The 23,050-nt window shown below is 60.3% G+C and carries 20 protein-coding genes; 16 read left to right on the forward strand and 4 right to left on the reverse strand.

Annotation, left to right across the window (positions count from 1 at the left end):
• Positions 1 to 149 precede the first annotated feature (149 nt).
• Complete coding sequence (locus CXU21_RS03870) at positions 150 to 1,010, forward strand: 50S ribosomal protein L11 methyltransferase (RefSeq protein ID WP_102725431.1); 861 nt, start codon at positions 150 to 152, stop codon at positions 1,008 to 1,010.
• Positions 1,011 to 1,249: 239 nt separating this feature from the next.
• Here CXU21_RS03870 and CXU21_RS03875 read toward each other — a convergent pair whose 3' ends face one another.
• Both CXU21_RS03875 and CXU21_RS03880 read right to left on the reverse strand, forming a co-directional pair.
• Positions 1,250 to 1,852, reverse strand: a complete 603-nt coding sequence (locus tag CXU21_RS03875) for a riboflavin synthase (RefSeq protein WP_102725122.1) — start codon at positions 1,850 to 1,852, stop codon at positions 1,250 to 1,252.
• A gap of 24 nt (positions 1,853 to 1,876) precedes the next feature.
• Complete coding sequence (locus CXU21_RS03880) at positions 1,877 to 3,487, reverse strand: putative Na+/H+ antiporter (RefSeq protein ID WP_102725123.1); 1,611 nt, start codon at positions 3,485 to 3,487, stop codon at positions 1,877 to 1,879.
• 225 nt (positions 3,488 to 3,712) lie between these two features.
• On the opposite strand from CXU21_RS03880, the gene CXU21_RS03885 reads away from it, so the two are divergent.
• The 14 genes from CXU21_RS03885 to CXU21_RS12320 all read left to right on the forward strand — a co-directional run bounded on the left by CXU21_RS03885 (position 3,713) and on the right by CXU21_RS12320 (position 19,764).
• On the forward strand, positions 3,713 to 5,140 hold the full coding sequence (locus tag CXU21_RS03885) for a polysaccharide deacetylase family protein (RefSeq protein ID WP_180972623.1): 1,428 nt from the start codon (positions 3,713 to 3,715) through the stop codon (positions 5,138 to 5,140).
• A gap of 301 nt (positions 5,141 to 5,441) precedes the next feature.
• Positions 5,442 to 6,686 carry an NADH dehydrogenase (quinone) subunit D gene (gene nuoD / locus CXU21_RS03890; protein ID WP_102714204.1) on the forward strand — a complete coding sequence of 415 codons (1,245 nt, stop codon included), beginning with the start codon at positions 5,442 to 5,444 and terminating at the stop codon, positions 6,684 to 6,686.
• A gap of 49 nt (positions 6,687 to 6,735) precedes the next feature.
• Positions 6,736 to 7,317, forward strand: coding sequence for a complex I 24 kDa subunit family protein (locus CXU21_RS03895; protein WP_102714206.1), 582 nt, complete (start codon positions 6,736 to 6,738; stop codon positions 7,315 to 7,317).
• Positions 7,318 to 7,346: 29 nt separating this feature from the next.
• A complete protein-coding gene (nuoF, locus tag CXU21_RS03900) occupies positions 7,347 to 8,747 on the forward strand; it encodes an NADH-quinone oxidoreductase subunit NuoF (protein WP_102714208.1) in 1,401 nt (466 codons plus the stop codon).
• A 51-nt stretch (positions 8,748 to 8,798) separates the two neighbouring features.
• Positions 8,799 to 10,535 carry a molybdopterin-dependent oxidoreductase gene (locus tag CXU21_RS03905; protein WP_257997352.1) on the forward strand — a complete coding sequence of 579 codons (1,737 nt, stop codon included), beginning with the start codon at positions 8,799 to 8,801 and terminating at the stop codon, positions 10,533 to 10,535.
• 35 nt (positions 10,536 to 10,570) lie between these two features.
• Positions 10,571 to 11,839 (forward strand): complex I subunit 1/NuoH family protein, encoded by a 1,269-nt coding sequence (locus CXU21_RS03910; protein ID WP_102714210.1) that lies wholly within the window; start codon positions 10,571 to 10,573, stop codon positions 11,837 to 11,839.
• Positions 11,840 to 11,871: 32 nt separating this feature from the next.
• A complete protein-coding gene (locus tag CXU21_RS03915; protein WP_022396667.1) occupies positions 11,872 to 12,435 on the forward strand; it encodes a NuoI/complex I 23 kDa subunit family protein in 564 nt (187 codons plus the stop codon).
• 36 nt (positions 12,436 to 12,471) lie between these two features.
• Positions 12,472 to 13,272 carry an NADH-quinone oxidoreductase subunit J family protein gene (locus tag CXU21_RS03920; RefSeq protein WP_102725125.1) on the forward strand — a complete coding sequence of 267 codons (801 nt, stop codon included), beginning with the start codon at positions 12,472 to 12,474 and terminating at the stop codon, positions 13,270 to 13,272.
• Between the two features lie 28 nt (positions 13,273 to 13,300).
• On the forward strand, positions 13,301 to 13,618 hold the full coding sequence (nuoK, locus tag CXU21_RS03925; RefSeq protein WP_102714216.1) for an NADH-quinone oxidoreductase subunit NuoK: 318 nt from the start codon (positions 13,301 to 13,303) through the stop codon (positions 13,616 to 13,618).
• Between the two features lie 23 nt (positions 13,619 to 13,641).
• Positions 13,642 to 15,474, forward strand: a complete 1,833-nt coding sequence (nuoL, locus tag CXU21_RS03930; protein WP_102725126.1) for an NADH-quinone oxidoreductase subunit L — start codon at positions 13,642 to 13,644, stop codon at positions 15,472 to 15,474.
• Positions 15,475 to 15,495: 21 nt separating this feature from the next.
• Positions 15,496 to 16,920 (forward strand): complex I subunit 4 family protein, encoded by a 1,425-nt coding sequence (locus tag CXU21_RS03935; protein WP_102725127.1) that lies wholly within the window; start codon positions 15,496 to 15,498, stop codon positions 16,918 to 16,920.
• 47 nt (positions 16,921 to 16,967) lie between these two features.
• Positions 16,968 to 18,350 (forward strand): NADH-quinone oxidoreductase subunit N, encoded by a 1,383-nt coding sequence (locus tag CXU21_RS03940; protein ID WP_102714222.1) that lies wholly within the window; start codon positions 16,968 to 16,970, stop codon positions 18,348 to 18,350.
• 371 nt (positions 18,351 to 18,721) lie between these two features.
• Positions 18,722 to 19,609 carry a DUF3472 domain-containing protein gene (locus CXU21_RS03945; RefSeq protein WP_102725128.1) on the forward strand — a complete coding sequence of 296 codons (888 nt, stop codon included), beginning with the start codon at positions 18,722 to 18,724 and terminating at the stop codon, positions 19,607 to 19,609.
• A 2-nt stretch (positions 19,610 to 19,611) separates the two neighbouring features.
• Positions 19,612 to 19,764, forward strand: a complete 153-nt coding sequence (locus CXU21_RS12320) for a hypothetical protein (RefSeq protein WP_180972457.1) — start codon at positions 19,612 to 19,614, stop codon at positions 19,762 to 19,764.
• Between the two features lie 96 nt (positions 19,765 to 19,860).
• On the opposite strand, the gene CXU21_RS03950 is transcribed toward CXU21_RS12320, so the two are convergent.
• Entirely contained in the window at positions 19,861 to 20,334 is a 474-nt protein-coding gene (locus CXU21_RS03950; RefSeq protein ID WP_102714226.1) for a hypothetical protein, read from the reverse strand.
• Between the two features lie 4 nt (positions 20,335 to 20,338).
• A complete protein-coding gene (gene sufT, locus CXU21_RS03955; protein WP_102714228.1) occupies positions 20,339 to 20,884 on the reverse strand; it encodes a putative Fe-S cluster assembly protein SufT in 546 nt (181 codons plus the stop codon).
• Positions 20,885 to 21,214: 330 nt separating this feature from the next.
• On the opposite strand from sufT, the gene CXU21_RS03960 reads away from it, so the two are divergent.
• On the forward strand, positions 21,215 to 22,990 hold the full coding sequence (locus tag CXU21_RS03960) for a SurA N-terminal domain-containing protein (RefSeq protein WP_102725129.1): 1,776 nt from the start codon (positions 21,215 to 21,217) through the stop codon (positions 22,988 to 22,990).
• Positions 22,991 to 23,050: the final 60 nt, after the last annotated feature.

Genomic DNA, 23,050 nt, shown 5'->3' on the forward strand with positions numbered 1-23,050 from the left:
GTTTCCGGAGCGCCGCAAGCCCCTGCGCCGCTTCATGGCCTTTATGGGAATAACCCCCTGTAATGGATAAACCATTGCAGCTTTCTTCAACTTTTCCTTCCGTTGCATCCGTCCTTGCCTCCTGCCGGAAAAGCTTCCATACTCCCCGCATGACCTGGAGCTGGAACAAACTGTCCCCCGCCAAATGGGAAGACGCGTGGAGTGAACGCATTGCCGGAAATCCCAATGCCTCCATCACCATCATCAAGGGAGGCAAGACCATCAGGATTACCGTTTACTGTGACCGGGAAGAAGACGCCCTGACCCTGAAGCAGTATTTTGGCGGCACTGTCCGGGAAATCAAGACACGTGACTGGGTGGCGGCCCAGAACCGGGAGGAACGCGCCCCGCTCAGGATAAGGAATTCCCTGGTTATCACGGAACAGAGCTCCGCAGAAAAGCTTGCCGCCCTGCAACAACAATTCCCCGGACGCCGGATCCTGAGCGTTCCGGCGGAAATGGCCTTCGGCACCGGAGACCATGCCACCACGTCCACCTGCCTGCGCTTCATTGCCGACTTCGCCCAATCACGCAAAGAAACAGCCTGGACCATGACGGACATCGGCTGCGGAACCGCCGTACTGGCGATTGCGGCGCTGAAACTGGGGGCGGAACACGCCACGGCCTTCGACTTTGACCCCATGGCGGTTGAAGTGGCCCGTCACAACATGGAACGCAACGCCGTCACGGCGGAACAGCTGGATCTATTTGTAGGGGACGTCTTTGAATGGACGCCCGCAGCCCGGCAGAAGGGCAACCTGGTCGTCGCCAACCTGTTTTCCACCATTCTGCAAAAAGCCTTCCCGCACATCATCGCGGCCATGAAGAAAGATGCCGTTCTGGTCATCTCCGGGATTCTGGCTTCCCAATGGGAAGAAACGAAAGCCGCGGCTGAACGCAACGGACTCTCCTTTGACCGGGTCATCAAACGCGGCAAATGGGTCACAGCCAAAGGCGGAATGGCAAAGTAAGGCATTCTTACACGGGGGGAGGACTGAACAGTGCTTCCCCACGGCATATCAATCAACACCCACCTGGGCTCCAGGACCTTCGGTCCTGGTATTTGCCGTTGCCGGCTTCTTTCCGTTATCCCGGCGTGCCCCTTCCAACAGGGGTCATGTTTTCACAAGCCCGCGGAATACGCCTTCCCCCTCCACAAAAATCAATCCGCCCTGCGGGTTTCACACTTCGCCCTCGTTGACGGAAAGCCTCACCCCTCCGCCTTTTCACGGGCAGTAAACAGCTTCTCCACATACTTGGCCAGCATGTCCACTTCCAGATTCACCGGCTGGCCGGAAACGGCGCATTGCAGGTTCGTGCGTCCGAAGGTATGGGGCGTAATCCAGAATTCCAGCCGGGAGCCGTCTAGATTGGCGATCGTCAGGGAAATGCCGTCAATGGTGATGGACCCCTTGTCAATGCAGTAGCGGGCCAGTTCATCCGGAATGCGCACTTCCAGGCGGTGGTCCTGACCCACGGGCTCCAGGGCCGTAATCGTCCCGGTATTGTCCACATGACCCATCACGAAGTGGCCGCCGAAGCGGTCCATGGCGGACATGGCGCGTTCCAGGTTCACCAGCCCCCCGGGCTGGAGGTTCCCCAGGCTGGTGACGCGGAGTGTCTGGGAAAGCAGGTCAAAGGAGACCCGCTCCCCGTCCAGCGCGTCCACGGTCAGGCAGCAGCCGTTGACGGCGACGGAATCACCCAGGGAAAGTTCATGGCCGAACGGAATAACCAGCGTCAGCCTGGCTCCGCCGTTGATGGGCGTAAACCCCTCTACGGTTCCTGTTGTTTCAACGAGTCCGGTAAACATAAAAGTAACGTCCGGCTCCGGCCCTTAATGGCCGAAGCAGGTGAAGAAAATGAACACGACAGCCGTGGGGAAGGCTGCCCAGGCAAACAGCCACAGGGGATTGATGCCCTTGAAGTACTTGCCCAGAATAGCCTGCCCCGCCGGGTTGGGGGCGTTGGCGATGACCGTCAGGCCGCCGCCCGTCACGGCGCCGGCCACCACGGAGTATTTGACGGCTTCCGGCAGGTTGGGCACCGTGGACGCCAGGAAGGTGACGGCGGCGTTGTCGTTGAATGCCGTCAGCAGCGTGGCGCCGATCATGGCGTAATCCCCCAGGCGCGTCAGCACCGGTTCCAGCCACCAGGCCTGCACGCCACCCAGAATGACCAGGCCCGCCAGGAAGAAGCCCACCATCATGGGAACACGCAGGGACATCTGGTTCTGGTACTGGGGAGTAGCCACCGTAAAGCCGATGAAGAAGAGGAAACTGCCGATGAACATGACCGGTTCATGGGCAAAGAGGACCGTCCAGGTCAGGAAGCAGACGTGCGCCAGCGTCACCCACACCGGAATCTTGTCATTGCGGTCTTCCCAGGACTGGGGAACGGCGTCGTCAAACTCGTTGAACTCGCGCTGCTGGGCGGCCAGGCGGCCGAACTCCTTGCGGAAGAGGAAGAAGTAGGCCAGGTTGGAAATGATGATGGCTGAAATGGCCTTCCAGCCGAAGTGCTGGATCATGTGCGCAAGACCCCAGTCCCACTTTTCCGCCACCATCACCACGGGCGGGGCGGCAAAATGCGTCAGGGTGCCGCCGATGGAGATGTTCACGAAGAGCAGCCCCAGCGTTGCGTACATCAGGGTCTTCTTCGGCTTGAGGTCGTAAAACTTCTTGCTCAGGATCAGGGCGCCGATCGTCATGGCGGCAGGTTCCGTAATCAGGGAGCCGAGCAGGGGGGCGAGGGTCATCACGGAAATCCACCAGGCCCCGGGCGAAGATTTTCCAAGTTTGGCGCCGTAGTTAACTACGGATTCCGCCAGCTTGAAGATGGGGCGGGAAGAGGCGATGATCATGATGATCATCACGAACATGGGCTCCGTGAAGGAGCAGTCATAATTCAAGTAGGCCGAGAAGTCCTCAAAGGAATAATACTTCCAGCACACGAACATGAAGGGGATGATCCAGATGCCGAACACGGCTTCCACTTCCCCCAGGAAATGGAAGATGGCGGACGCGAAGGAGACCGGAAGGCGCTCCTCCGGGTGCATCACGCGGAAGTTGGTTTCCTTGAGCTTTTCCTTGTAGCGCAGGGCCAGCTTGTGGGAATAGCGTTCAAAGCGCCCCGCCAGGAAGGTATGGATAATGGCACCCAGAAAGACGAGCGTCACGGCCAGGTTGAAGCCGCCGGACTGCTCGTTGCGTTCCGTAAGCACCTGCATCAGGCCGGCATCCGGCGGAGCGGGCTTGTACTGGTTCAGGGGAATGGGAAAATGGCTATACTGGGACTCCCCCCCCGCTTCCGTGGCGGGATAGGCGGGTTCCGTCACTTGTACAGAAGCCTCGGCAGCCGATGCACCCAGAAAAAAGGCGGCGGCCACGGTAGTGAGCAGCCCCGCACGGCGCGCCAGAACTTTGAAGAAATGACAAATACAGCTCATGTCTGCGGACAGACTAAACACCTCCCCATTTTTCGGCGAGCGGAAAATGAGTCTGTATGCTTTTTAACGGGAACGGGTTCAGTCCGGAAAAATCCGTACGGAACTGAAAGGGAGCGCATGCGGCAGGGAAAGGCTGTCATGCCTGCCTGAGTTTAAGGTTGAACAGGAAACTTAAAAATAGTAGTTGCAGGTATGCGCTCCGCCTCAGGCCTCCTCTCCATTTTCATGATTGCAGCCGGTGCCGCATGGGCCGAACTCCCCCCTGACCTGCCGCCTGCCGCACCCCTTCCCCTGGCGCCCGGACCGGTCATCGGAGGCACCATCAAGGGGGATCCTGCTGCCGGCGTCGTTCCCGTCCGGGAACTGATTGAAGCCAACCGGAGGGATGAAAACATCCCCATGGCGGAACCCATTCCGGGAGAAACGGGCGCCTCCATTCCCTCCGCAGAGCCCATCCCGAATGCGGAACCTATCCCCGGAGAAACGCACTTGCGCGCCCCGGTGCAGCCTGCGGGCCCGGTCATTCCTCCCACGGCTTTCTCCCCTGTTCCGGTTCCCCAGCATGAAACCCGCGTCGCCATCCTGGGCTATCATGACTTCAGCCGCACCCTGCCCGCCACGGAAATGCGCATGAATACGGACGTGTTCCGCGCCCAGATGCAGGCGCTGAAGGCCAGCGGCGTGCCCGTCATTTCCATGAAGGAGTTCCTGGAATGGAAACTCGGCAGCAGGCAGCTCCCCGCCAAATGCGTGATGATCACCATTGACGACGGCTGGAAGAGCGTTTACACGGACGCCTACCCCATCCTGAAGGAAACGGGATTCCCGTTCACCGTTTTTCCCTATACCAAATTCATCACGGGCCGCGGCTCCGCCATGAGCCATGACCAGATTCAGGAAATGCTGGACAACGGCGCCACCCTGGGCAGCCACTCCGTCAGCCACCTGTACCCCAAATCCTGGCGCGCCGCCCAGCGGAAGGGAACCCAGGGGGTGCTGGACCTGGCGGAGGCGGAGATAGCCGCTTCCCGGAAAATCCTCCAGGAAAGGTTTCCCGGCTCCGCCGTGGAGGCTTACTGCTATCCGGGCGGCTTCGTCCTGCCGGACATGATTACGAAGGCGGAGGAAGCCGGATTCCAGGCAGCCTTCACCGTCATTCCCAAAAAAGTGACCAAGGACACGGACCGCTGGCGCGTGCACCGCTACATGGTCTTCGGCAAGGATCCCAAGACCTTCACCAGAGCCGTGAACTTCAATGTCCCCACCGCTCCGGAAACTCCGGCGGCCACACCCGGCAACAATCGCGGGAACACGCTGGATTCCTATCCCGCGCCAGCCCAGCCCGTCTATCCGGCGGCCAATACCGTGGTAAAGAGCCAGAGCCCGGACATCTCCATTTCCCTGGCCCGTGAATCCGCCTTTGACCCCAAGCAGGTGGAGATGCGCGTCTCCGGCTTCGGACTGGTCAACGCCCAGTTTGACCCCAAGGAGAAAATACTGAAATGGACGCCCTCCCGTCCCCTGCGCCTCAGCCCCGTAACGGTGCAGGTACGGTGGAAAAACCTTTCCACCAGCCTCTGGCAGACGGCCACCTGGCAATTCGGCATCGCGGAGCAGGAAATGCACTTCATTCCCCAGAATGTCGTAAAATAAAGGGAGGTGATTTCTCGCCTTTCAGGCTCTTTCCACCGGAGAAGCACCTCCCCGCCTCATGGTTCCCGCGCCCTCGCAAATTGCCTTCGGATTCCAACTCCCTCCGCACCATATCCATTACCATCCTCTGCGGCATTCATTGTTAGAATCAACTAACATTCATAAGTTGAGGAGACTTCCGCATCAACACGGAAAGCTCCCCCGGAATGCCAAAAAAACTGACATTTGGCTTGCCCGCATGGTGTGAAGTGGCATAATCATTCGGCACCATTATCAGGTTCAGCCAGGCACGGACATCCACATGAAGACGAGCACTAAAACTTTCGCCATTGCAGATACAGCCGCTAACGCAGACTATCTCACCAATACTTCCGAACCGCTCGGAGAAACGATGACCCTGAACGTGGGCCCCTCCCACCCCGCCACCCACGGCGTGCTGCGCCTGGTGCTGGAACTTGATGGTGAAGAAATCATTACGTGTGATCCCGTCCTGGGCCACCTGCACCGCGGCATGGAAAAGATCGGGGAGACCATCCAGTACAACCAGTTCGTCCCGTACACCGACCGCTTTGACTACCTGGCCCCCCTCTCCAACAACATCGCCTATGCCTGCGCGGTGGAAAAACTGCTGGGCTGGGAACTGCCGCCCCGCGGACAGGCCCTGCGCGTGCTGGCCCTGGAGCTTTCCCGCTTTTCCTCCCATATCCTGGGCGTGGGCGTGTACGGCATGGACGTAGGCGCCATGACCGTCTTCCTGTACTGCTATGAGGAACGTGAAAAAATCCACAACTTCTACGAACAGCTTACCGGGGCCCGCTTCACCTCCTCCTACACCCGCATCGGCGGCCAGACGCGCGACGTCCCCAATGAAATGCTGAAGGAAGTGCTGGTATTCTGTGATGAAGCCGCCAAGACCCTGGATGAAACGGAAGCCCTGCTGCTCCGGAACAAGATTTTCATTGACCGTCTCCAGGGCGTGGGCACCATCAGCCGTGAAAAGGCGCTTTCCTGGGCCCTTACCGGGGCCAACCTGCGCGCCAGCGGCGTCAAGCGCGACCTGCGCAAGACCAACCCCTACCTGGGTTACGAGAATTACGAGTTCGACGTCCCCGTGGGCGAACACGGCGACTGCTACGACCGCTTTACCGTGCGCATTGAAGAAATGCGCCAGTCCCTGCGCATCATCCGCCAGGTGATTGAAACCATGCCGGACGGCCCCATCAACATGGTGGACACCAAGGGCACCCTGCCTGAAAAGAAGAAGGTGATGACGGACATGGAATCCCTGATCCGCCAGTTCATGGCCACTACCATGGGCGTGAACGCTCCCGCCGGGCAGGTTTACTTTGCCGCGGAAAACCCGAAGGGAGAACTGGGCTTCTTCCTGGATTCCAAGGGAGGCGGACTTCCCAACCGCCTGCGCATGCGCTCCCCCTCCTTCTGCAACCTGTCCATCCTGCCGGAACTGCTGAAAGGCCACCTGGTTTCCGACGTTCCGGCCATTCTCGGCTCCTTCGACTTCGTGATGGGCGAATGCGACCGCTAAACATACGCTCCCTTTTTCCTTTCCAACTCAAACACCAAATTTCCTCCCCATGTCCGATTACGCTGAAAACGCCATCGACGCGACTATCGCCCACCAGCCCAGCCCGGGCGAACGGTTTTACCCTCCTTTTGAAGTAACGCCGGAACTTGACGCCGCCGCAAGCGAATACATCACGCATTATCCGGAAGGCAAGCAGAAGTCCGCCGTGCTCCCCATCCTGCATGAAATCCAGAAAAAGTTCGGCTTCATCTGCGGAGACGCCATCACCTGGACAGGGGAAAAACTGAACATTTCCGCCGCCCACGTGCTGGGCGTGGTCACCTTCTATCCCGGCCTGCGCCAGATGTGCCCCGGCAGGACCCATTTCCGCGTATGCCGCACCCTTTCCTGCGCCATGGCGGGAGCGGACAGCCTCTTTGACGCCATCTGCACGCGCCTGGGCATTGACAAGAGCGGCATTGACCACCACCACCCCATCGGCGTCAGCCCGGACGGCCTGTGGAGCGTGGAGGGCGTGGAATGCCTGGCCAACTGCGGCTTCGGCCCCAACATGATGGTCAACGACCTCCTGTATGAAAAAGTCACTCCGGAACTGCTGGAGGAAGTGATCGCCAAGCACCAGAACGCCTAACCCTTTCCACCCCGCACCAGATTTTCTCCATGAGCATCACCTATCTTCCCGGTAAAGAACCCCACCCCAGGGAAACGCGCCGCATCCTGAAAAACGTCAACCGCGAAGGCTGGAACACTTCCATTGACTGCTACCTGGCCGACGGCGGCTATGAAGAACTGAAAAAGGCGCTCGGCATGGAGCCGAAGGCCATCGTTGACGAGGTGAAGAAATCCGGCCTGCGGGGCCGCGGCGGCGCGGGCTTCCCCACCGGCGTGAAGTGGACCTTCATTCCGCCGAACAACACCAAGCCCGTTTACCTGATCTGCAACTGTGACGAATCCGAACCCGGCACCTTCAAGGACCGCTTCGTCGTCCACCAGGACCCCCACCAGCTGCTGGAAGGGATGATCATCTCCTGCTACGCCGTGGGGGCCCATCTGGCCTACATCTACATGCGCGAGGAATTCCCCCTGGCCGCGGAAACCATGCTCAAGGCCCTTCAGGAAGCCCGGGAACACAACTTCCTGGGTAAAAACATCCTGGGTTCCGGCTATGACCTGGAAATCCACCTGCACCGCGGCGCCGGCGCCTACATCTGCGGTGAAGAAACCTCCCTGATCAACTCCCTGGAAGGCCAGCGCCCCTATCCGCGCATCAAGCCCCCCTACTTCCCGGCCGCCATCGGCCTGTACGGCTGCCCCACCATCGTGAACAACGTGGAATCCCTCTGCCAGGTGAAACACGTCATCGCCATGGGCGGAGAAGCCTACAGCCAGGAAGGAGCCAAGCGCTCCCCCGGCACCCGCATCCTCGGCGTCTCCGGCGACGTGAAGCGCCCGGGATTCTATGAAATCATTTCCGGTTCCATGACCTTCGGCGAACTGCTTTACGACGTCTGCGGAGGCCCCCGCGACGGACGTGAATTCAAGGCCGTCATTCCCGGCGGCTCCTCCTCCAAGGTGATGCGCACGGACGTGGAATACAAGACGAAGAATCCGGACGGCTCCATGCGCAAAATCTCCTTCTTTGACATCCCGCTGGACCTGGACAGCATCGCCCAGTACGGCTCCATGTCCGGCTCCGGCGCCATCATCGTCATGGATGATTCCCGCTCCATGCCCTGGGCCATGAACAACATCAACCGCTTTTACGCCCATGAATCCTGCGGCCAGTGCACCCCCTGCCGGGAAGGCTGCCCGTGGATGGTCCAGCTCAGCACCCGCATTCTGGAAGGCAAGGCCTCCCCGTCAGACGTGGACCTGCTGATTGAAGTGGCCAACCAGATTGAAGGAAAGACGGTCTGCGCCTTCGGTGAAGCCGCCTCCTGGCCCACCCAGGCCATGGTCTCCAAGTTCAAGGAGGAATTCGTGGCCCTGACGGATCCCTTCAACGCCTGCCTCCCCCATTCCGAGGAAGGCAGGGAGCAGAACCGCTACCTCACCCGCTAACAGCAGAACGCAACACCAGTTTCCAATTCCATTTCCCTCCCATCCGTCATCATGAGTGAAGAAGCTTCCAAACTCCCCAAAGACATTGCCGCCGCGGAAGGCAAGGTGAACGTCCAGATCAACGGAACGTGGCACCAGTTCCCGCGCGGCACGCGGATTGCTGATGCCTGCCGTTCCGTGGGCGTACCCATTCCGTGCTTCTGCTACCACCCCAAGCTGGCCGTCGTCGGCTCCTGCCGCATGTGCCTGGTGGAACAGGGGATGCCCCCCCGGCTGGCTCCCGGCCAGACGCCTTCCTATGATGAACGCGGCTACCAGAACATCCAGTGGATGCCCCGCCCCATCATCTCCTGCGCGAACACGGTGGCGGAAAACATGGGCATCCGTACGGACAGCCCCCTCGCCAGCGAGGCGCGCCGCGGCGTGATGGAATTCCTGCTCACCAGCCACCCGCTGGACTGCCCCATCTGCGACCAGGCAGGGGAATGCAAGCTCCAGGAATTCTCCAATGACTACGGCCAGGTGGAAGGCCGCTATGACGGCAAGAAAACCAAGAAGGGCAAGAACCTCAGCATCGGCCCGCGCGTGAACCTGGACCAGGAGCGCTGCGTGCTCTGCGGCCGCTGCGTGCGCTTCATGCGGGACATCATGCATGATGAAGTGCTCACGATGGCCCAGCGCGGCACCCATAACGCCATCACGGTCTATCCCGGCCGCGAGCTGGACAGCAACTACTCCCTGAACACCGTGGACCTCTGCCCGGTGGGCGCCCTCACCTCCAAGGACTTCCGTTTCAAAATGCGCGTCTGGTTCCTGAAGGAAACCAAGACCATTGACGTGGACTGCGGCACGGGCACCAACATCATCCTCTGGACGCGTGAAGAAAAGGTGTACCGCATCACCCCGCGCCCGAACGACGCCGTGAACTCCTGCTGGATGCCGGACTCCCACCGCCTGAACTACAAATACATCAACGCGGAAACGCGCATTCCCCAGCCCGTCATCCGCACGGACGCGGGAGCGCCCCACCGCCCCGCCACCTGGGAACCCGCCCTGGCCTCCGTCACGGAAGCCGTCAAGCGCATCTCGCCGGACCAGGTCGCCGTCATCGCCTCCGGGCGCATGACCAACGAAGAACTTTACATGGCCCGCCACCTGGCCGCCCAGATAGGCACGGACAAGGTGGACATCGTCCCCCGCATGGGTGAAAGCGACGGCATGCTGATTGCCGCGGACCGCAACCCGAACACGAACGGCGCCAGACTGGTGCTGGGCATTGAACCCGGCTCCAAACTGGCCGCCATCCGCGAGGGCGTGCGCAACGGCTCCATCAAGGGCATCCTCACGCTGGGGGAAGACCTCACCGCTCCGGAAGCCGGCTTCACCGCGGAAGACCTGAAAAAGCTGGATTACCTGTTCATGACCGCCCACAGTGCTAATGAAACGGCGCGCCACGCGGACCTGGTTCTGCCGGGCGTCACCTTTGCTGAGAAATTCGGCACCATGATCAACATCACCGGACGCATCCAGCGCCTGAACCGCGCCATCCAGCCCGTGGGCTACGCCAGGGACGACTGGCAGATTCTCCGCGACATCACCCTCCTGCTGGGCGGCAACCCCGCGCTGAAAGACTTCAACTCCGCCCTGGACGTCCTCACCGTCATGAGCACGGAATACGGCGCCCTTAACGGCGTCACCTGGGGCTCCATCGGAGACGGGGGCCAGCCCATCCTGGAAACCGGCGTCACCATTCCCGTGGTGGAACGCGAAAAAAGCCAGGGCCGCTAATCACACTTCACACGCACACAACCTGTTAATCCGCCATGATTGATTCGATTCTAACCTTTTGCGACGAAGTGCTCAGCAACCCTGTGTGGTTCTACATCATCACCCTGCTGATCAAAATCGTCATCTGCTTCGCCATCACCATCCTGTTCATTCCGGTCTGCGTGTACATTGAACGCCGGGTGGCCGCCTGGATTCAGGACCGCGTGGGGCCCAACCGCGCCGGCATCCCGCTGAGCATCTTCCGCCGCTTCGGGGCTAAGTCCGACCTGCCGTTCAAAAAGACGCTGGACTACTTCGGCCTTCCCCACGACGGCAAAATCGCCAACCTGTGCCGCTTCTTCCGCCTGGACCGCGACATTCCGATCTTCGGCCTCGTGCAGCCCATGGTGGACGGCGGCAAGCTGTTCCTCAAGCAGGACTTCACGCCTCCCTTCGTGCGCCGCGTGTACTTCTGGATCGCCCCCATCCTGGTGCTGGCCCCCCCGCTGATGACGGCGGCCGTGGTCCCCTTTGCCGGAGACCTTCACACCTCCTACGGCAACGTAAACATGGCGGTGGCCAACCTCAGCGTTGGCCCCCTCTGGATGTTCGCCATCTCCTCCCTCTCCGTATACGGCCTGGTGCTGGCCGGCTGGTCCTCCAACTCCAAATTCCCCTTCCTGGGCGGCGTGCGCTCCTCCGCCCAGATGATTTCCTATGAAATCAGCATGGGCCTGTCCATCATCCCCGTGCTGATGATTTACAGCACGCTGGACCTCTCCAACATCGTGGAATACCAGGCCGCCAACGGCTGGCTCATGCTCCCCGTGTGGGGCGAGGGCCTGAGCTGGCAGCGCTGGATCCTGCTGGTTCCCATCGCCATCAGCTTCATCATCTTCCTGACCTCCATCTTCGCGGAAGCCAACCGCACGCCCTTTGACATGTCCGAATGTGAAACGGACCTCGTGGGCGGCTACCACACGGAATACTCCTCCATGAAATTCGCGCAGTTCTTCATGGGTGAATACGCCGCCATGGTGGTGGGCTCCTCCCTGGTCATCACGCTGTTCCTGGGAGGCTGGTCCATCGGCTTCGGCCTGGACGGCTGGCTCAATGAACACGTAGCCAACTGGGTGGCGGTCATCTGCCAGCTCATCGCGTACGTGCTCAAGCTCCTCTTCTTCGTCTTCTTCTTCGTCTGGGTGCGCTGGACACTCCCCCGCTTCCGTTACGACCAGGTGATGAAGCTCGGTTGGATGGTCTTCTTTGAACTGGCCGTCATCAACATCTTCATCACGGCCGCCATCCTGTACTTCGTCAAGTAATCAACCTTCTTCATCCCGACAACATCACTATTATGGCCTTCAAAACGATCAAGCGCCCGAAGATTTCCCTCGGAGAGCGGTTCTACTTGCAATCCATCCTTGGCGGTCTCTGGATCACCATCAAGCACCTCGTTCTGGCTCTGCTGGGCAAATCCCGCAACAAGAAGGAACTGGCCGGCTCCGGCATAGGCGTCACGATGCAGTACCCGGAATTCCGCTGGGACAAGCACCTGCCGGAATACTACCGCGGGGCTCCCGTCCTGGTGAAGGGGGAAGACGGCCGCGAACGCTGCGTGTCCTGCCAGCTCTGCGAATTCATCTGCCCTGCCCGCGCCATCACCATCACCCCCGGCGCCATCAAGGAAGGCCCCTGGGGCAAGGTGGAAAAAGCGCCCAGGGAATTCCAGATCGACATGCTCCGCTGCATCTACTGCGGCATGTGCGAGGAAGCCTGCCCGGAACAGGCCATTTTCATGAGCCAGGATTACCTGTTCACCCCCACGGACAAGGCCCAGGCCATCCACAACAAGGCCAAGCTCTACGAAATGGGCGGCACCCGCAAGGGGCTGGTCAACAAGTGGAACCAATACAAATAACTTACCCCGAAACACTCACTCCAATTTCCGTACGTTATGAACATTTTTGCCAGTGACATACTCTTTTACATCTTCGGGGCCCTGGCCGTGATCCTGTCCCTGATGGTCGTCTTCATGCGCAACCCCGTTTCCTCCGCCATGATGATGGCCCTCTCCTTCGGAGCCACGGCCGCCGTCATGATCGGGCTGGGCGCCCACTTCCTGGGCATTCTCCAGATTCTGGTGTACGCCGGAGCCATCATGGTGCTCTTCGCGTTCATCATCATGCTGCTGAACGTGAAGCGGGAAACCTCCCCCTTCCGGCGTCCCGTTTCCGTCGCCATCGGCGTCATCATAGCCGGACTCTTCCTCGGCCAGCTCATCGGCATCATCTACTCCCTGCCCGGCGCGAAGGAAACGCACCGCTGCCCGATGGCCACCGCGGAACAGGCGTGGAACGATCTGAAGATCGGCCAGGACAGCGCCAATTCCGGGAAAACGGGAACCAACGGCCTTTCCGGGGAATGCGCGCAGAAACTCTGCGTTGCTTCCGGCGGATGCAGGGGAGGATCGGACTATGCCATCACCAAGGCATCTCTTGACCAATTGCTCCATTCCACCTGCGGCATAGCACCGTCCATCACCCTCCCCCCCCTCTCCCCCCAATGTTCCGCACACCTCTATCCGGAAGGCACCACCATCCGCGCGGAAATAGACAACGGGGAATTCCCGGACACCGCCCTGTTGGGGCGCACCCTGTTTGACAAATACAACCGCAGCCTGGTCATCGCCGGGCTGGCCCTGCTGGTGGCCTCCATCGGCGTCGTCGTGCTGAGCCGCCGCCCCTCCGGCAAATAACCTGAACCCCCTTACCACAGCCATCATCATGATACCTCTTACGCATTACCTGATCCTCTCCGGCGTCCTGTTCGCCATCGGCCTGATGGGGGTGATTGTCCGGCGTGACATCATCGTCATCTTCATGTGCCTGGAAATGATGCTCAGCGCGGCCAACCTGTCCCTGGTGGCGTTTTCACGCGCCCAGGGCACCATGGGCCTGCCCAACTATGACGGACAGTCCCTCTCCATCTTCATCCTGACCATCGCCGCGGCGGAAGTAGCCATCGGGCTGGCCCTCATCGTCTCCCTGTACCGGGCCAGGCGCACGGCCAGCACGCAGGACCTCAACACGCTGAAAGACTAAGAGCAACATACCACTCCACGAACATGTTTAATATTGATATTCAATACACCTGGCTCCTGCTCTTCCTGCCGCTGGTCGTAGCCGCCTTCGACTGGTTCCTGCTGACCCGGCGCCCGAACATCGCGGCGCTCACCTCCACCTTCTCCTGCCTGGCGACCTTCGTTCTTTCCCTGGGCCTGCTGGACCAGACCGGCTCTGCCTCCTTCTCCTGGCTTCCGATCTCCGACGTCTTTTCCGTTGACCTGGGCTTTGTGCTGGACCCCCTTTCCACCCGCATGATGCTGGTGGTCACGGGCATCGGCCTGCTGGTCCACATCTTCTCCCTGAGCTACATGGCGGAGGACAAGGCGAAAACACGCTACTTCGCGTGCCTGAGCCTCTTCATGTTCTCCATGACGGGCATCGTCCTGGCGAACAACATCGCCATGACCTTCATCTTCTGGGAGCTGGTGGGCCTTTCCTCCTACCTGCTCATCGGCCACTGGTACACCAGGGACGCCGCCGCAAACGCCGCCAAAAAAGCCTTCATTTGCAACCGCGTGGGTGACTTCGGCTTCCTGATCGGCATCCTGACCCTCTGGGCGCTGACCAACACGCTGGACTTCAGCCTGATGGAAATGCCCGCGGGCCTCAGTGAAACCCTGCTGAACATCACGGTGCTGTGCCTCTTCTGCGGGGCGGTGGGCAAATCCGCCCAGTTCCCGCTGCACGTGTGGCTGCCGGACGCCATGGAAGGCCCCACTCCCGTCTCCGCCCTGATCCATGCCGCCACCATGGTGGCCGCCGGGGTGTACATGATGGTGCGCGTGCAGTACTCCATCGGCGTGGAAGCCTTCCCCGCCCTGGCCTGCAACGTCATTGCCGTCATCGGCGCCGTCACGGCAGTCATCGCCGCCTTCATGGCCACCCAGCAGAATGACATCAAGCGCGTGCTGGCCTACTCCACCCTCTCCCAACTGGGCTACATGGTCATGGCCCTGGGCCTGCTGGCCGGGGAAGCGGCCATGTTCCACCTCTTCACCCACGCCTGGTTCAAGGCCCTGCTCTTCCTGGGCGCGGGCGCCATCATCTTCGCCTGCCACCATGAACAGGACATCTGGAAAATGGGCGGCATCATGAAGCGCATGAAGCTGACCTCCCTCACCTTCATCATCGCCACCATGGCGCTGGTCGCCATTCCGTTCACGTCCGGCTTCTTCTCCAAGGAAGCCATCCTGGAAGCCGCCCTGCACAAAAACCCGGTCTTCTTCTGGATCGGCGCGGGCGTGGCCCTGCTGACCACCTTCTACATGATGCGCGTGATCTTCGTGGTCTTCTTCGGCAAGAGCCGCAGCCACAGCTCGGAACACGCCACGGAAGTGGGCGGCCTCATGCTGGTTCCCCTGCTGATCCTGGCCGTACTGGCCCTCATCTCCGGCTACGGCTTCATCGCTGACAGGCTGGTGCCCTTCAACGGGTTCGTTTCCGAAAGCTTCCATATCGGCATGCCCTTCTACGTCTCCATGGGGGCTCTGGTGCTCGGCATCCTGCTGGCGGCCGTTTTCTATGCGGGCTCCCCGGCCTCCGACAAGCTCTCCGGCAATGCCGTCTCCCGCGCCCTTGCCAACCGCCTCTACATTGACTGGTTCTATGACAAGGTGCTGGTCAGGGGCATCCAGAGCTCCCTGGCCGCCATCATCGACTTCATGGACCAGTTCATCATCTCCGGCCTCATCGTGGGCGGCCTGGCGCGGCTGACCGCCGCCGTTGGGTCCCTGCTGCGCCGCCTTCAGTCCGGCAGCATGGCCGCCTACACGGCCCTCTTCGGCATCGGCCTGCTCCTGGTCATCTACTTCACCGTCTTCTATTCCTGCTAACCTACCAACCAATCACACACCATGCTTATCTGGCTTGTTCTCATTCCTCTGATTGCCACGGCCCTCATCGGTCTGTGCAAGGCGCCCGCACGCCCGACAGCCCTGCTCAGCGCCACGCTGACGCTGGCCCTCGGCATCTGGGCCCTGGTTAGCTTTGACGGCTGCTCCTCCTGCTGGTCCCGCTTTGAAGGGATGGACCTCCAGCTCACGCTGGCCCCGGCCCTGGCCAAAGTGATGCTGCTGCTGACCATCCTGGTAACCTTCGCCACCGTGCTGGGCACCAACCCGCCCAAGGGAGGGGAAGCCTCCTGGTACAACTCCGCCCTGCTGATTTCCGCGGGCGCCACCGGGGCCTTCCTGTCCGACAATATCATCTCCTTCTTCGCCTTCCATGAACTGGCCCTCATCCCCACCTTCGTGATGATCGGCCTGTACGGACGGGGTGACCGCCGCACCACGGCCTGGCGCGCCACGCTTTACCTGGGGCTTGCCTCCATGGTGCTGCTGGCCGCCCTGCTGATGATCGGCACGCAGGCGGGCTTCACCTTCTCCGGATTGAAAGACTTCATGGCCGGCGGACGTGAACTCGCCCACGCGGAGCTCATCGGCGCCCTGCTGATCGCCGGGTTCGGCACGCTGATTTCCCTCTTCCCCTTCCACTCCTGGGCAGCCCCCGCGTATGCCTCCGCCCCCGCTCCGGTGGCGATGATGCATGCGGGCGTGCTCAAGAAGTTCGGCCTGTACGGCCTCTTCATGTTCCAGCCGCTGATGGAAACAGGCTTCCTTCCCTGGACGAACATCCTCCTTGTCCTGCTCGTCTGCAACGTCATCTGGGTGGGTTACGTAACCGTCAACCAGAAGAGGCTGGACCTGCTCCTGGGCAACTCTTCCGTGATGCACATGGGCTACATCTTCCTGGCCTTCGCCGCCCTGGTGGCCTCCGGTTCCGCGGAAGCCAACCCCTGGGCACTGAAAGGGGCCGCCCTGCTGATGCTGGCCCACGGCCTGACCATCGCCCTGCTCTTCCTGCTCTGCGGACAAATTGAAAAGCAGACCGGCACGCTGGAAATCAACTCCCTGGGCGGCCTGAGCACCAGGCTGCCGCGCATGGCCTTCGTCTTCGGCCTGGCGGGCATGGCCTCCATCGGCCTCCCCGGCCTTGCCAACTTCCCGGGGGAATTCATGGTCTTCTTCTCCGGCTTCGCCGGTTTCACCAACGGCTTCGGCCCCGTCCAGATCGCCACCATCCTGTGCCTCTGGGGCCTGGTCATCGGCGCGGTGTACATGCTGAGGGCCTACCGCAACATCTTCCAGGGGGACCTCTCCAAGGCCGCAGACTACGCCACGGAACTGCTGCCTTCCGAACGGGCGGCCAACTACTTCCTGACGATCACCCTGGCGGTCTTCGGCTTCTTCCCCACGTTGGTGCTCCAGTTCTTCTCCTGATTTCCCTTCCGAATACAATTCAAGTTTAACCCGATCTTCTTTTACCCATGCAAGCGTATATTCCGGAATTCATCCTGGCCGGCCTGGCGATGCTTATGCTCCTGGCCGAGACCTTCTGCAAAAAGACGCCCAAATTCGTCTTCGGGCTGATTGGCGCGGCGGGTGCCCTGGCGATGCTCCCCTTCTACATGGGGGGGCTCTATGACAACGTCTACATCATCCTGGCGCTTGTCGCCACAGCAGTCACCCTGCTGCTGTCCGTGGACTTCCGGGCCGTCATCAACCTCTCTTCCAACGACTCCAAGTCCCAGGACGGCACGGGGGAATTCTACATCCTTCCCCTGCTGGCCTGCGTGGGCATCACCTCCCTGTGCAAGGCCTCCAACCTGGTGGAACTGTTCGTCTCCCTGGAAGTGCTTACCCTGAGCTCCTTCATCATGGTGGGCTACTTCCGCCGGAACCTGGGCTCTACGGAAGCGGGCATCAAGTACCTGATTCTGGGCGCCGTCAGCACGGGCTTTCTCGTCTTCGGCCTGGCCTGGTACTTCGGCGTCACGGGAACCTTCATCTATGACGAAGCCATCGTCAGCCATGCGCTGGCGGGCCAGACGGCCCCCGCCATGTACCTGGCCCTCGCCATGCTGCTGCTCGGCACGGCCTTCAAAATCGGCGCGGTTCCCATGCAATTGTGGATTCCGGACGTATACCAGGGCGCACCCACTCCGGTGACGGCTTTCCTTTCCGTAGCCTCCAAGGTGGCCGGCTTTGCCCTGCTCAGCATCATCCTGGCCCCCTTCGCCGCCCTGCCTCCCGTTGAATTCGTCATAGCCCTGATGGCTGCGGCTACGCTGCTGGTGGGCAACCTGGGCGCCATTCCGCAGACCAACCTGAAGCGTATGATGGGTTATTCCTCCATCGCGCAGGCCGGGTTCATCCTTCCCCTCTTCATCGGCACTGTGGACGGCCGGCTTGCCCCGAACGCCCCGTTCTACCTGGCCGTGTACCTGGTCATGACCTTTGGCGCCTTCTTCGCCCTCGCCATGATCCGCATCCAGCGCGGGAGCGAGGAAATCTCCGCCTTCCGTGGCCTGGGCAAGACCAATCCCCGGCTGGCGCTGGCCATCACCATCATGTTCGCCTCCCTGGCGGGCGTGCCGCTGACGGCCGGCTTCTTCGCCAAAATGATCTCCTTCGTGCACGTCATCAACACGGGCTTGTACCTGGGCTGGATGCTCCCCGTCATGATCATCTGCGCGGCCTCCGGCTTCTATTACTACTTCAAGGTCATCCGCTCCATGTACTGGGACAAGCCCGCAGAAGACGCGGACCCCGTACAGGTTCCCGTCATTTCCGGCGTCATGCTGGCCGCCTTCTCCATCTTCATCGTGCTGGGCGGCCTGATGCCCCTTTTCATGAATCCCATCCGGTAAAGAAAACTTCCTTTCCGTTCATCATCCCGAAGGCCGTCCCCGCATCCCGCAGGGGCGGCCTTCCTTCTTCCCCTCCGTATCCCGGAGCGGCGAAAACCCTTACGGCAGCTGAAAGAAAGTGAATGGCAGCGAATAAATGAAAAGATAAAAGAGCAGTCCTGCGGACGTGACCATTTTAATAGCCCGGGGCTCCGGTGCGCACCTCTGGTCTTATCCCGTTCCCGGGGAATTCCTGCCAAAAAATCTTGAAAAAAATGCCGCTCCCATGTGAGATTCCCTCCGTCCGGGACGTAATTAGTCCGTACTAATCATTCGCCTGCCCCTTCCACCGGACGGAGCACGGCCAACCATTAAACGACCATTCAAAAACCATGCGCCTTTTCTCCGCAACAGCCGTCATCTGCGCCGCCCTGTTCTCCGGCACCTCCTTCCTGCATGCCCAGGACCCGGAGCTTCTGATGAAACGGCAGTGCCGTTCCGTCCATGTCATGCAGCAGGGCCACCCCGCGCAGGCAAGTGCCCTGTACAATGAAGTAAAAGCCAAGACGTCCGTTCCCGGCACCTACTTCTGCGCCATGAACTTTGACGACGGCTACATCGGCTTCCAGGAGCAGTCCAACGGCAAAAAAGTGATCATCTTTTCCATCTGGGACCCGGTGGCCCATGGGGACAACCCCAACAGCGTGCCGGAAGAGGAACGCACCAAGCTGGTGAAACTGGGTGAAAACGCACGCGCAGGCCGCTTTGGCGGAGAGGGAACGGGAGGCCAGAGCTTCGTGGACTATCCCTGGACCGTCGGAGAGAACATGCGCTTTCTCGTCTGCGTCAAAAAGATGGGGAAATTCAAGGAAATCAGCGGCTTTTACTATAACAACAAGGACAAGGCCTGGGACCTCATCTCCAAATGGAAAACCCATTCCTCGGAAAAGGAACTCTCCTTCTCCGTCGGCTTTGTGGAAGACTTCATGCGCAACTTTGAATCCGCCAAAAAAGCCCGCGGCGCCTTCTTCGGCCCCAGCTTCGCGTACAAGGACGGCAAATGGTTCCCCAACACCAGCGTCACATTCACGGGGGACCCGACCCCCTCCACCAACGTCATGGCGGACATCCAGCCCAACGGCTCCGTGCTGCTCCAAACGGGAGGGGATACGAAAATGACGGATTTCAAACTGTTCCAGAACCGCCCCCTGCCCCAGGATGCAAAGCCTGTCCAGCCTGATGAAAAGGTCACCCGGCTCGTTCAGGAAAACACCAAATAATCATGTCCCTCACCGGCTGGCTAACCATGATCATTTCCATCGGCGGCGTCCTGGCCGTCGCCGCATGGGCGTATTACAAGGTGCTCTCCACCCCCAGGGAGACGGAGCACCTGGGCAGCCCCTCGCCGCCCATGCCGGAAGAGGAGGGAGAATAAAATTCCCGTCACCGGAAGTCCTCCGGAACCGCCCAATCCGCCCAGGCGGAGCATTCCTGCCAAAGGCCCGGAATTTCCCTGCCCGCTTTTTTCCTGTTACCCGTCAGTCGGAGGAAGGATGAATCCCAGGCGGTCAATGCCGTACCTGGCGCATTCCTGCCACAGGGATTTTTCCAGGGCTTCCGCGGTCTGGCGGCGGTCTTCCTCCGGCATGTTCTCAAAATATTCCGGCCCCAGATGTTCGCTGATGGCCTTGTCCGCCATGCGCGTCACCAGGTCAGCCCAGAAAATGTTGTCACGGTATTCGTCCAGGCAATCCTGGTAGAAGGCGTTTTCCTCATATTGCCGGGTGAAGGCATAGCCCCCCAGATCGTCCGCATAGGCAATGCGGCCTTTCAATTTGGGCGTGGAGGAAAGTTCCTCCATCAGGCGGGAGATGAGCTTCCCCCATGCGGCCAGGCGCGCCTCCGCCCCGTCCTGCTGGTTGGCGGCGGCCACGGCGGCGGCCATGGAAAGCATTTCCGCCAGATCGCGCGCCTCGTCGTCGGAGAATCTCAATGTCAGCGGCATGGAATCAGATCAATCCGAGTTTCATCCTGCCTTCCTCACTGACCATCTCCTGGTTCCAGGGTGGGTCCCACACCATTTCCACATCCGCGGCTTCCACGCCTTCCAGCGCTTCAATGCGGTCCTTGGCCTCCATCACCAGATGCGGACCCATGCCGCAGCCGGGAGCCGTCAGGGTCATTTTGACCGCCACGTGATGCAGGCCGTTTTCCAGTTCAATCACGGTCACGTCGTAAATCAGGCCCAGGTTGACGATGTCCACGGGAATTTCCGGATCGTACACGCATTTCAGCGTGTCCCAGACGCGTTCTTCAAGGGTGGCGTTTTCATCCAGCTCGGCTGTCTCCGGAGAGGTTTCCGCCGCCTCCGCACCCAGGGCATCCGCATTCTCCCTGGAGATGCGGGCCAGGCCATGGTCCGTAGCCACGGTATAGGAGCCGCCCAGTATCTGGGTGATGTACACGCGTTCCCCCTCCGGCAGCGTGAGCACATCCCCGCTGGGGATCTGCACCGCCGTCACTTCTCTTTTGAGTTCTACTACCTGGTTCAGCATAAATCCTTGTGATTAAAGGAGCATTTGGCTACGGACACGCGCCGGAAGGAGCGGCAGCGGGGGGGAGCAGTACGCCCCCGGCATCCGGAATCTTCCGCGCAGGAGCAACATAAGGCGTATTTGCATCACCGTCGAGGTCAAAAACTGTTCTGCCCCGGCTGGAAACGCCCTTCATGACAGGAAAGCGCATGCCGCAATGTTTTGGAAAAGCCGCCGGAAGCGTAAAGCTTCGTTCTTGCCTAGCGGCGGGAAAAGGTGTAAAAGGTCCGGGCTGTCCAGGCTGCCGTCAGTCAGGGACCGGCTACACGCGCATCTTCAACATACCATTCCATGTTAGATTACTTACGTAAACATACAATCGTCATCATGGCAGCCATGGCCCTGGTGTTTGTGGGCCTCATGTTCATCGGCGGGGACGTAAGCGGCGGCTCCGTGACCGGCATGTTCAAGCAAACCTTCGTTTCCGTGGACGGCAAGTCTTACGGAGAAAAGGATTACAACAACATGGGCAAGACCGGCCTGTCCGTGGCTTTTTCCTTCCCTTCCACCTTCGGCCCGCTGCTTCAGGACAATTTCAGCTCGGAAGAAAGTCTGCGCGAACTCTGCCACCTGCTGAAAACGAATAATCCCAACGCCGCTTTCCTGGCCTACCGCGGCATCATCCGCAGGGAGGCGAGCCGCCTGGGCCTGACGCCCAACACTACGGAAATTGACGACGCCATCTGCAACATCCCGGAATTCCAGGATGAAAAAGGCGTCTTTGACCCCCGGAAGTATGACAATTTCATTTCCATGCGCGGCAATATGGGCAAGAAGATTCAGGAGGAACTTCTGCGCGGCCTGATGGAAGACACCATCAGCCTGGTGCGCATCAAGGACGTGCTGACCGGGGGCATCTCCGTGGAAGCCGGTTTTTCCGAAGCCGTGGCGGAGTCCAACAACCAGCAGATCACGGTCAACACCGCCTTCCTGGAAAAGAGCGCCTTCCGTCCCAAGACGGACCCGGGAGAAGAGGAAATCAAGACCTTCTGGGACAAGCACAAGGAAAATTACAAGAATGAGGAAGCCCGCTTCTTCACCGTTTATACCTTCACCCCCGCCGGCGACACGCAGGCGCCCAAGTCCGGAGACATTTCCAACGCCACCATGGAAACCATGAACCTGGTGGAAAATGACATCTGGGAACCGCTGAACGCCACCAACGGCAGGAACATGGACCAGGCCATCAGTGAGGCCCTGGCCAAGACTCCCGGCGTCTGCTCGATGGAGAAGAAGTCCTACACGGCCGTGACTCGCAAAAACGCGCCCCAGGAAATCAACCAGCCGATCAACCAGTCCGCCTCCGACGGACGCAGCGCCACCCTGCTGGACGTGGCCTTTTCCCTGGCGGACGCCCCGGCCCTGAACGCGGACGCGGGCGCCAAGGACATTGAAGAAGCGCGCGCCAGGACTGGAGCCGAACAGATCAGTACCATGCAGGTTCTGGAAAACGGCCAGGTGGTCCTGGTCCGCCTGGAAGGCATTACCCCGGTAAAGGCCCTTCCTTATGAAACCGCCCGCAACAGCGCACGCGCCGACCTGCTGGAAAGCATGACTGTGGAATCCATGAACAAGGCTGCCGCAGATCTCAATACGGAGCTGCAGAAGGCGGAGAAACCCGTGGAACAATTCAATGCCATCGCCGGGAAAGCCGGAGCCAAAACCGCTACCTACGGTCCCTTTGTCAATCCGAACTCCCTCCTGAGCACAGCCAACCTGCAAAACGCCAGAAGCCAGGAAGAACTCCAGGCCCTGCTGGACCGGGCCATGAATTCCCGCCTGGCTCCGCCCAAGGAACTCCCGGTTCCTGAAGAGGTATTCCAGGCGGCTTCCGTCATCAACCCCGGCCAGATGGCCCGGCCCATCAACACGGGGGACGGCATCCTGCTGACCCAGCTCGTCAAGCGCGAACTGGAAGATACCCCGGAGTTCCAGATCAAGGCCACCCAGCAGATTGCGCCGGCCCTGACAGCCCAGGCCAAATCCATGATCATGCTGGACTGGCTGAAAGCATGCATCACCCAGTACAAGGTGGAAATTGCCCCCATCCTGAACCAGGAACGCTAACACCCATTCCTTTTCATGGCAGCCGTCATTCCGCCCGTGTCCCGCCGCACAGGGGCGGAA

This window comes from Akkermansia muciniphila (assembly GCF_002884975.1).
Lineage (GTDB): Bacteria > Verrucomicrobiota > Verrucomicrobiia > Verrucomicrobiales > Akkermansiaceae > Akkermansia > Akkermansia muciniphila_C.